The organism is Caloramator sp. CAR-1 (genome assembly GCF_030546345.1).
Classification (GTDB): domain Bacteria; phylum Bacillota; class Clostridia; order Clostridiales; family Caloramatoraceae; genus Caloramator; species Caloramator australicus.
Window position 1 is genome coordinate 19,167 of record NZ_JAUONW010000050.1, and the last position, 10,426, is coordinate 29,592.

Consider the following 10,426-nt stretch of genomic DNA (forward strand, 5'->3'; position numbering starts at 1 on the left):
AGAAGAATGAGAAAAAAAAGCGTAATGTTTATTGTTCTATTTTTAACCTTTATAATTCAAACTACTGTTTTTGCAGATGCTCCATACAAAACATTTACCCTAGGTCCTAATAATAAAATTGTAGAAACTCAAACTGCATTTGAACCTGATGAGGTTATCTTAAAGGATTTTATGAATCCTGAGGATATATTCTTTGATGATAATACAGGAGATCTTTATATTGCTGATACTGGAAATTCAAGGGTAATTGTTATTAATAAAGAGGGAAATATAAGGGAAATTGGTTCAGGAATAGTATTTAGTCCTTCAGGAATATTTGTAGATGATAACGGAAATATATATGTTGCTGATTATGGAAACTATGAGGTCTACATATTTAATAAAGAAGGAAGTTTAATAAAAAGAATAGGAAAGCCTACAGAACCGATTTTTGGCTCCAGTAATGAGTTTGTTCCTAAAAAGTTAGCCGTAGATAAAAGAGGAAACATATATGTAGCCTGTGAAGGTTTAACAAATGGTATTGCAACCTTCAGTAAAGATGGCGTTTTTATGGGTTATACGGCATCAAATCAGACTAATACTACTTTAAAGATGGTCCTTCAAAGACTTATATTTACAGCAAAGCAAAAGGAACAATTATTAAAAATAAAGCCACCCTCTCCAACAAGTATAGCGATAGATAGGGATGGTTTGATTTATACAGTAACAAATGGATTAAAGTATAAAGAAGTAAAAAAATTCAATATTGCAGGGATAAATATATTGCCAGGGAATATGGCCGGAGATTCTAATTTGGTTGACATTGATGTGGACAACAATGGCAATATTTATGCCCTTTCCCAATATGGATATATTTTTGAATATGATAGTTTCGGCAATCTATTATTTATATTTGGTGGAGAGGATGAGCTTAGCGAAAGAAGGGGACTTTTTAGAAATGCTGCAGCTATAGATGTTACACAGGATGGAAAAATATATGTTATAGATAAGGAAAAAAGCATCCTTGTATCCTTCAAACCTACAGAGTTTGCTAAAAGGGTTATGAAGGGTGATGAGCTTTATAAAGAGGGGCTTTATCTTGAAAGTAAGCCAATTTGGGAAGAAGTTTTAGATATGAATAGTTCCTTTATTTTATCCTACAAAGCGCTTGCTAAGGCTTACTTTAAGATGGGAGATTACAAAAAAGCCCTTGAATGTTTTAAAATTGCTGAGGATAAATTGGGCTATTCCGATGCCTTTTGGCAGATAAGAAATGAATGGCTTCAAAAAAATACACCGATTATAATCTTAATTTTAATTATGTTCATTGTTATTAAAAAGGCTGTAATAAGGATAGATAAAAGAAGACATATTCTTGAAAAACCAAGAAGAGTTATTCAAAATATAAAGAATAAAAAGCTAATAAAAGAAATACTATTTTCCTTTAGATTTTTAAGGCATCCTATTGATTCCTACTATGATTTAAAAAGATATGGAAGGGCTTCAGTTTTATCGGCAACTATTTTATATCTATGGTTTTTTGTTATGGAGGTTATAAAACTATATGTAACATCTCCTATATTTTCAACATTTAATGCATATAAAATAAATATTTTAAATGTTGCTGTAACGCTATTCGTTCCAACTATACTGTGGATAATTTCAAACTATCTTGTTAGTGAAATTAATGATGGAGAAGGAACATTAAAGCAGATATATATAGGAACAATTTATGCATTGTCTCCTTACCTTATATTTGCGCTGCCAGTAGCTATAATTAGCAACGTTTTAACCTTTAACGAAGCCTTTTTATACGATTTCCCACTTTTTATAATAAAGGTTTGGTCAATATTATTGATGGTAATAATGGTTATGGAAATTCATAATTACGACTTAAAGGAAACTATGAGGAATATATCCATAACTATCTTTGGGATGATACTTATTGTTTTATTGGTATCGATAATAACAATACTTTTCAATCAAGAGGTTGATTTCGTTAAATCCATAATATGGGAGTTGAGATTCCGTGTATTACAATAAAAAATTTGCAAAAATAGTTGGACTAGCTTTAATAATATTGTTATCTATAAATAGCACCTTTACAGTTAGATCAGAGACAAAACAGGAAATAAAAAGTTCATTAACGAGTATAGAAAAGATAGATAACTATGTTAAGATTACAGAAAATGAAAATTTAGCACTATATCTTAATGAAACAAATCTTTCTATAAAGGTTTTAAACAAAAAAACCGGTTTTTTGTGGAGTTCTTCAATAGATAGAACGGATCCTGATCTAAACGAGGAGTGGCAGGCCTTTGCATCTTCACCGATTGTGGTTGAATATATGGATAGCACCAATAATATAAACAGGCTATTTATAGATAATTTTAATGTAAACTTAGAAATACAGAAAAAATCTGATGGTTTTATATCAAATATCCAGTATATAAATGAGGGTATTTCCTTTTCTGTTGAGGTTACATTAAAGGATGATTATTTAGATATTAAAGTCCCATATTCCTCAATAAAGGAAGAAAGCAATGAATATAAGATACAAAATATAATAATATATCCATTTTTAGGTGCTATTAAGGGAAATAAGAAGGATAGCTATATATTTATTCCAGATGGATCCGGTGCTTTGATGGATCTTAGTAAAAATACAACAGCAACGCAGCCATTTTTGGGTAGAGTATATGGTGAGGATTTAGGTCTAAAGGAAATGTATATTAAATCCATGAAATTTAATTTGACATTACCTTCTGAAAAAATTTATATTCCTGTGTTTGGGTTTATAAATGAAGAAAATAAAAACGCATTTATTGCGTCAATTCAAAGCGGTGCAGAATATGCCGAAATAAATGCCTATAGAAGGGGAATAATAACAGACTATAATTGGGTTTGTGCAAAGTTTATATACAGAGAAACCTATAAGCAGCTTATTGATAAAAAAGGAAATGGTATTATAGTTAATCAAAGTGAAAAGAATAACTTCGATGCTCATGTTAGATATATGTTTTTAGATGGAGATAATGCAAATTATGTTGGAATGGCAAAAAGATATCAAAGGGATTTAGTAGAGAGAGGAATATTAAAGAAAAAATCAGAAAGGATGGATGTCCCTCTAAGAATCGAGTTTTTGATGGCAGAAAATAAAAAATTTTTCTTTTGGAAAAGAGCAATCTACATGACTAAATTTGAGGACGTTAAAAATATTTTACAAGAACTAAAAGAAAATGGTATTAATAATTTTAATGTTACTTTAAGGGGCTATACTAAAAAAGGAATAACTGATTCCTCACCAAGGCATCTTCCCTTTGATTCTAAATTAGGTTCAAATGATGATTTGCAGGATATTTCAAGGGAGACTAATAGCAACTTACACTTTTATGCTGATTATTCAAAGGTATACAGGAAGGCAAAGGGATATTCTAAAGCTGATATAGCTCTTACTATATCAGACCAGTTTATAACAACATCTGAAAACAATTACTATTTAAACCCGGATGCAACGAGAAAAATTTTTGAAAAGGAGAAAAGTAAATTTAATAAGCTAGGATTTTATAATATTGCATTAGATACGGTAGGGAATACTTTGTTTTCAAGTTATGGAGCAAAAAAAATTACGCGAAAGGATGCAATAAAAACATATGAAGATATGTTAGAGGGAAATAAATATTCGATTTACAAACCTAATGAATACCTTTGGAAATATGCTAAAGATATATATGATATTCCAATGGGCTCATCCAATTATTTAATAGAGGATATTGAGATTCCATTTATTCAAATAGTTTTAAAAGGATATGTAGATTATTTTGCACCTGCTTTAAATTTTTCTTCTGATATTAGGCTAGATACATTAAAAATGATCGATTATGGATGCTATCCTTCATTTTATTTAACTAAAGAGAGCTCATCAAAGCTTCTTGATACTGCTTCTGAATGGCTTTATACTTCGGGATATAGGGTTTGGAAGGACAAGATTATATCTGAATATAAATTAATAAACGAAACCTTAAAAAACGTTACAGATGCAGAAATAATAGGAAGAAATGAGTTAAGGCCGGGCATAGTAAAGGTGGATTATTCAAATGGAGTTTCAATAATTATAAATTATACAGATTCAGATTATAATTATGGAAATTATAAAGTTGCATCAAAAAATTGTGCTGTATTAAGGGGGGATAGAAATTGAGGATTAAATACAGAACAAGGGAAGCGCTAGTTGGACTTAGCTTTGTTTTAATATGGATTATTGGATTTGCAATATTTACTCTTTACCCTTTAATACAGACCTTTTGGTTTAGTTTAAATGAAATTCAGGTAACTGCAGAGGGAATAAAAACAAACTATATAGGTCTTTTAAATTATAAAAATGCCTTTTTGATGGATGTTACATTTGGAGATTTACTAATTACATATTTCTTGCAGATGCTTATATATGTTCCAGTAATTTTGGTTTTTTCTATGACGGTTTCGCTACTTTTAAATATGAATATAAAGGGGAAGGGCCTTTTTAGAACAATTTACTTTTTACCGGTTATAATTACAAGTGGACCTGTAATGAAGCAGCTTATGGACCAAGGAGCAACCACATTCCCAGGGCTTCAGCAGCTTATTGAGAGAAACCAAATTCAACAAACCTTCCCCCCTGTTATAGCAAATTTGATTTCCTTTTTACTTTCATCCTTTATTATGATACTTTGGTTTTCAGGGGTTCAAATATTGATATTCTTAGCAGGACTTCAAAAGATAGATAAAAGCATGTATGAAGCTGCCAGCATAGATGGAGCATCTAAATGGCAAGTTCTTTGGAAGCTTATTCTTCCTGCTATGAACTCTATGATTATAATTAATATTATTTATACTGTTGTTATGGTTTCAATATTTTCTTTAAATCCAATAGTTTTAAAGATACAAAACGATATGTATCAGCCGGGGCTTGGACTTGGTTATTCATCAGCCCTTGCATGGATATACTTTTTAGTAATGCTCCTTATAATGGGAATATTTTTGGTGATATCAGTAAGCAAAGATAAGAAAAAGAGAGTGATGATATGAGGGCGGAAATAAAAAGATTGGACTATAAAAAATTAAATATTAACACAAGCAAGCTGCTTAAAATTAAATATGGTGAAAAGATAGAAATCTTAGCAGTTTACTTCTTTTTAATACTTATAGGATTTGTATTTCTATATCCAATAATTTATATGATATCCTATAGCCTTATGGATACTAAGGATTTAATAAATCCCCTTATTAAATGGATTCCATCTAAACTTTATTTAGGAAATTTTGTTGAGGCAAATAAAGTATTAGAATTTTTTCCTTCTTTAATTAAGACTTTATATGTTACTATTATTCCGGCTGTTTTACAGACGATAGCAGCATCAGTTATAGGATATGGTTTTGCACGATTTAAGTTTCCCTTTAAAAATATTTTATTAGCTTTAGTTGTGGCAACCTTTATAATACCTCCGCAGGTTACGATGATTCCACAATTTTTGATGTATAAAAATTTAGGGCTAATAGGAAGTGTTTTATCATATATTTTGCCAGCTGTTTTAGGACAAGGTATAAAAAGTGCAATTTTTATCTTAATATTTTATCAGTTTTTTAAAATGCTGCCAAAGTCCTTAGAGGAGGCTGCCCAGATCGATGGAGCTGGATATCTTAGAATATTTTTCACAATAGCTGTTCCATCGGCTATTCCTGCATATGTTATATCATTTTTATTTTCCTTTGTTTGGTATTGGAATGAGACGACCCTTGCAGCTTTGTATTTTGGAGATGTGATAAAAACTTTACCATTGCAACTACAAAACTTTGCTGCAACATTTCAAAAACTATATCCTGTTGATCCTAATGGACAAACTGGCAAAAACTTAAATGAAGCTATAAATATGGCAGGAACGTTTTTAAATATACTTCCACTATTAATCATATACTTCTTCACCCAAAGATGGTTTGTTGAAAGTATAGACAGAACAGGAATTACTGGTGAATAAATTTTGGTGGGGGATATAAATGAAAAAAAGGATTTTAACGATATTTTTATCAATTGTTTTGTTTTTAAGCATAATAGGGGTTTATTATATAAATAGTCCAAAGTATTACTTAAACAAAGAGGCAAAATTATCCTTTAAATATTTTTGGGAGCAGGCAAATATTGATGAAAATTCACCCGGATATGGACTTGTAAGGGATAGATATCCGGGTGATTCCCAAATAGCAAGCATTGCAGCCACGGGTTTTGGCCTTGCGGCAATACCAATAGGCGTTGAAAATCATTGGATAAGCTATGAAGAAGGGTATAAAAGGGCAGAAAAAACACTGGATACCATTTTAAATATGGAAAACTTTCATGGATTTTATTATCATTTTGTAAATATGGATACTGGAGAAAGAGAATGGAATAGCGAGGTTTCTTCAATTGATACTGCCCTTTTGATGTGTGGAGTTATTACGGTTGGAGAATATTTTGGTGGACAAGTTAAGGAAAAGAGCGATAAAATATTTAATAGGATAAACTGGGACATTTTCGTTGATAAAAACAGCAATATGTTTTATATGAGTTATTCCCCTGAAAAGGGATTTCAGGGATATTGGGATTTTTATGCTGAGCAGCTTGTTATGTATATTTTAGCTGCAGGATCAAAGGCGCATCCTATTGATCCTGAGGTTTATTATAGCTTTATAAGGCATAAGGGAAGCTATAAGGGTGATGAGTTTATTCACTCATGGTTTGGCTCAATATTTACCTATCAATATTCCCATGCCTTTGTGGATTTTAGAAACTTAGTAGACAGAGATGATGTTAATTGGTATAAGAATTCTGTTGATGCAAGCCTAGCAAATTATAATTACTCTATAGATCAAGGAAAAAAATTTAAAACCTATGGAAAAGATTCTTGGGGAATTACAGCCTGCGACACGCCCCATGGCTATGATGGAACGTTAGGAGCAGAGCCTTCAGGCTATGATAATACTGCCCATAATGTTGATGGGACAATAGCACCTTGCGGAGCTATAGGTTCTATTGTATTTACTCCAAAGGAGTCAATTTCGGCTTTAAAACATTTTTATAAAATAAAGGATTTGGTTGGTGAGTATGGATTAAAGGATGCATATAACTTGGATGAAAATTGGGTTGCTACAGATTACATAGGAATTGATAAAGGAATAACTCTTCTTATGATTGCTAACTACCAAAATGAGCTTATATGGAAAAACTTTATGAAAAATCAATATGTGCAAAATGGACTTAAAAGGCTTCAATTCAAAAATTTAAAGTAAGGGATGGGGAGCAATGGACAGATTTAAAATTCTTGACTTAGAGGCAAAGGCGTGTTTTGATTTTTTTTGGAATGAGGTATCTTTTACAAATGAAGGGTATGGTCTTATAAGGGACAATACTGGTGAACATTCTAAAAATGTTGCCAGCATAGCTTCAGTAGGATTTGGGTTATCAGCTATTGTCATAGGTGTTGAGAGGGGTTGGATAACTTATAATGAGGGTTATGAAAGGGCCCTTAGGACTTTGAAAACGGTATATAACAATGTAGAGCAAAAGGAAGGTTTCTTTGTTCATTTTATAAGCATGGATAATGGAAAAAGGGTTTGGAATAGCGAAGTTTCTATTATAGATACAGCAATATTGCTTATGGGTGCTATAACCTGTGCCGAATATTTTAAAGGAGAAGTTGAGGAGTATTTTGAAAAGATATATAGAAGAGTTAACTTTCAATGGTATACCGATAAAAAAAGAAATATGTTTTACATGGGATATTTTTATGATAGCGGCTTTAGTGGATACTGGGATCTTTATGCAGAGCAGATTATGATGTATGTTCTAGGGGCAGCATCTCCAACCTTCCCAACAGATCCAGATATGTATTATACCTTTGGAAGATCAGTTGGAAGGTATAAGGATTATGAGTTTATCTATACATGGACAGGCTCCTTGTTTACTTATCAATTTAGTCATGCTTGGATAGATTTTAGAAATTTAAGGGATAAGTTAGGACATAACTGGTTTGAAAACTCAGTTAAAGCAACCCTTGCCAATAGGCAGTATTGCATAGACAATCCAGAAGGTTTTAAAACATTCCATGAGTTTTCTTGGGGAATGACGGCCTGTGATTCTCCAACTGGATATAAGGGGCATTTTGGAGCACCACCTTCAGGGCTCGATAATACAATGCATAAAAACGATGGGACAATCCCACCTTGTGGTGCTATAGGTTCTATTGTATTTTGCCCTGAAGATGTTATTGATACTATGAATTATTATTACTATAAAGTTCCAAAGCTTTGGGGAAAATATGGATTTAAGGATGCTTACAACCTGGATGTTCCTGGTGAATGGTATTCAGAGATTGAAATTGGCATCGATAAAGGGATAAGCCTTCTTATGATAGAAAATTATAACTCTGGGCTTATATGGGAATTGACTATGGGGAATAAACATATTCAAAGGGGACTTGATCTATTAGGACTAAAGAAGGAAAGGATATTGGCTTCAAATTAAGAGGAGAATTCCCTCCGTTTGGAGGGAATTTTTTAATTAGGAATTTTTATTAAGGTCCAAGGTTTTATGTTTTTTATGTTAGTGATTTTATTTAATCTTAATATATCTTCCAGCTTTATTTTTAACTGTTTTGCTATAACTTGTAGGGAATCTCCAGGTTTTAATATGACATATTTTTCGGATTTAATTTCTTCAGCCTTTTTAGGAGGTTGTTTTTCATTATATTCCTTTATTTCAACCTTTATTGGCTTAACATTCAAGATAACGTTTATGGCCGCATAGTGGTCAACATTACCGTCGATATATGCCCAGTAGCCCTTTGTATTATTATCCTTTATAAATGTAAACTCAAATCCAATACCATCATTGTCAAAGGCATATCCTACAGCTTTATTTGCATTGTAATTGTCTACCAAATATTTTGTCATTAAAGTGGTTGTAGCATCCCTTTCAAAAATTCCCGTTGATATAGGATTTTTAATTTCATAGTATTCGTAGCCATTTGTTAATTCTTTTTTGGGATTTATTATAAATTCCCTTGTTATTGGATTAAATTTATCCCCTTTATCTATATAGTGAACTATAGCATTATTTATATTAAACAATTTTTTAGACTTGTTTTTTGAAGCCCTTGAGAGGTCAAAAATAGTAACTCCATTAAGACCTATTGCCTCAATTAATTGCTCTTTTCCGTAGTAAACTAAAGCACTATCCTCATCTACTCCAAAGGATAAGCTTGAGCCTATTTCATAAGCAGCAACTAATAGCCTTCCAAAGCGACCCTTGGCATTAAAATGTTGATCAATTAAACCATGTGGAAAAAAACCCAATCCTTTTACAAGGCATGCTGGTCCACCCTCTTGGGTAGTATATTTATCCGTAATACCATATTTTAATGCTTCAAGGCTTGAGCCGCCGGCAAACATTGGATTACTCATTATAGCTGCACCGGCACTTGTTCCGCCTAGCACAGCACCATTTTTATATATTTCCCATAGTGCATCTAAAACAAGTGTATTTGAACCGTCCTGTCTTATTAAAGTTTGTGTTATTCTTGTCTGATCTCCACCTACAAACCAAATTCCAGTAAATTCTTTAATTTTTCTTGCAATTTCAGGATTATCTCCGTTTTTTAACTAAAGAGTAACAGAAGTCGCCCACTTCTATAAGTGGGTGATGAATGTTGATTGATAAATTCTTTTTTATGATATAATCAGTATTACAGGAAGGAGGTGTAATTTTGCTAAAGGCTTATAAATACAGGATATATCCAACAAAAGAACAAGAAGAATATTTTGCTAAAGTATTTGGTTGTGTAAGATTTATATACAACAAAATGCTACATGACAAAATAGAATACTATAAAAAAACAGGAGAAATGCTAAACAATACACCTGCACAATATAAAAAAGAATATCCGTTTCTAAAGGAAGTAGATAGCCTTGCCCTTGCTAATGCACAGCTTAATTTAGAGAAGGCATATAAAAACTTTTTTAGAGATAAGAAAATAGGTTTTCCAAAGTTCAAGAAAAAGAAAGGTTACCAGTCTTATACTACAAATAATCAAAATGGAACAGTAACACTTGAAGGTAGTTATCTAAAAGTTCCAAAGTTAAAGACAAAAATAAAAATAAAACAACACAGACAATTTGAAGGAAGAATTAAATCCGTAACTATATCAAAAACGCCAACAGGCAAATATTATGCTTCTATACTTGTAGAAGAAGAAATTAAAGAATTACCTAAAATAGATAAAAAAGTAGGTATAGATTTAGGAATTAAAGAATTTGCTATTTTATCTGATGGAACAAAGGTAGAAAATCCAAAATGGTTAAGAAAAACAGAAAAAAGAATTAAAATTATACAAAAATCATTATCAAGAAAGCAAAAGCAAAGTAAAAACTATGAAAG

At 31.6% G+C, this 10,426-nt stretch carries 8 protein-coding genes; 7 read left to right on the top strand and 1 reads right to left on the bottom strand.

All coding sequences use genetic code 11. The annotated features are described in order from the left end of the window. Nucleotides 1-6: 6 nt before the first annotated feature. The 6 genes from Q3V94_RS13285 to Q3V94_RS13310 are packed head-to-tail and all read left to right on the top strand — an operon-like array spanning nt 7 to nt 8,515. A complete protein-coding gene (locus Q3V94_RS13285) occupies nt 7-2,022 on the top strand; it encodes a YIP1 family protein (RefSeq protein WP_303528461.1) in 2,016 nt (671 codons plus the stop codon). Then, nucleotides 2,009-4,180, top strand: a complete 2,172-nt coding sequence (locus Q3V94_RS13290) for a DUF5696 domain-containing protein (RefSeq protein ID WP_303528463.1) — start codon at nt 2,009-2,011, stop codon at nt 4,178-4,180. The genes Q3V94_RS13285 and Q3V94_RS13290 overlap by 14 nt, the downstream gene beginning before the upstream one ends. Then, nucleotides 4,177-5,046, top strand: a complete 870-nt coding sequence (locus tag Q3V94_RS13295) for a carbohydrate ABC transporter permease (protein ID WP_303528466.1) — start codon at nt 4,177-4,179, stop codon at nt 5,044-5,046. Before Q3V94_RS13290 ends, Q3V94_RS13295 begins: the two co-directional genes overlap by 4 nt. Then, nucleotides 5,043-5,993 (top strand): carbohydrate ABC transporter permease, encoded by a 951-nt coding sequence (locus Q3V94_RS13300; RefSeq protein ID WP_303528468.1) that lies wholly within the window; start codon nt 5,043-5,045, stop codon nt 5,991-5,993. Before Q3V94_RS13295 ends, Q3V94_RS13300 begins: the two co-directional genes overlap by 4 nt. A gap of 19 nt (nt 5,994-6,012) precedes the next feature. Beyond that, nucleotides 6,013-7,281: a glucoamylase family protein gene (locus Q3V94_RS13305; RefSeq protein WP_303528470.1), complete on the top strand. Its 1,269-nt coding sequence runs from the start codon at nt 6,013-6,015 to the stop codon at nt 7,279-7,281. 13 nt (nt 7,282-7,294) lie between these two features. Beyond that, a complete protein-coding gene (locus Q3V94_RS13310) occupies nt 7,295-8,515 on the top strand; it encodes a glucoamylase family protein (protein WP_303528472.1) in 1,221 nt (406 codons plus the stop codon). 32 nt (nt 8,516-8,547) lie between these two features. Here the strand turns inward: Q3V94_RS13310 and Q3V94_RS13315 are convergent, their stop codons facing one another. After that, nucleotides 8,548-9,627 carry a cyanophycinase gene (locus Q3V94_RS13315; RefSeq protein WP_303528479.1) on the bottom strand — a complete coding sequence of 360 codons (1,080 nt, stop codon included), beginning with the start codon at nt 9,625-9,627 and terminating at the stop codon, nt 8,548-8,550. A gap of 128 nt (nt 9,628-9,755) precedes the next feature. Here Q3V94_RS13315 and Q3V94_RS13320 point away from each other — a divergent pair. Beyond that, the coding region (locus Q3V94_RS13320) for an RNA-guided endonuclease TnpB family protein (protein WP_303528477.1) at nt 9,756-10,426 on the top strand (671 nt) is incomplete at its 3' end.

Bases quoted from the DNA above. Each gene is read 5' to 3' on its own strand.
- Q3V94_RS13285 (WP_303528461.1), top strand. From the start codon at position 7: ATGAGAAAAAAAAGCGTAATGTTTATTGTTCTATTTTTAACCTTTATA.
- Q3V94_RS13300 (WP_303528468.1), top strand. From the start codon at position 5,043: ATGAGGGCGGAAATAAAAAGATTGGACTATAAAAAATTAAATATTAAC.
- Q3V94_RS13305 (WP_303528470.1), top strand. From the start codon at position 6,013: ATGAAAAAAAGGATTTTAACGATATTTTTATCAATTGTTTTGTTTTTA.
- Q3V94_RS13310 (WP_303528472.1), top strand. From the start codon at position 7,295: ATGGACAGATTTAAAATTCTTGACTTAGAGGCAAAGGCGTGTTTTGAT.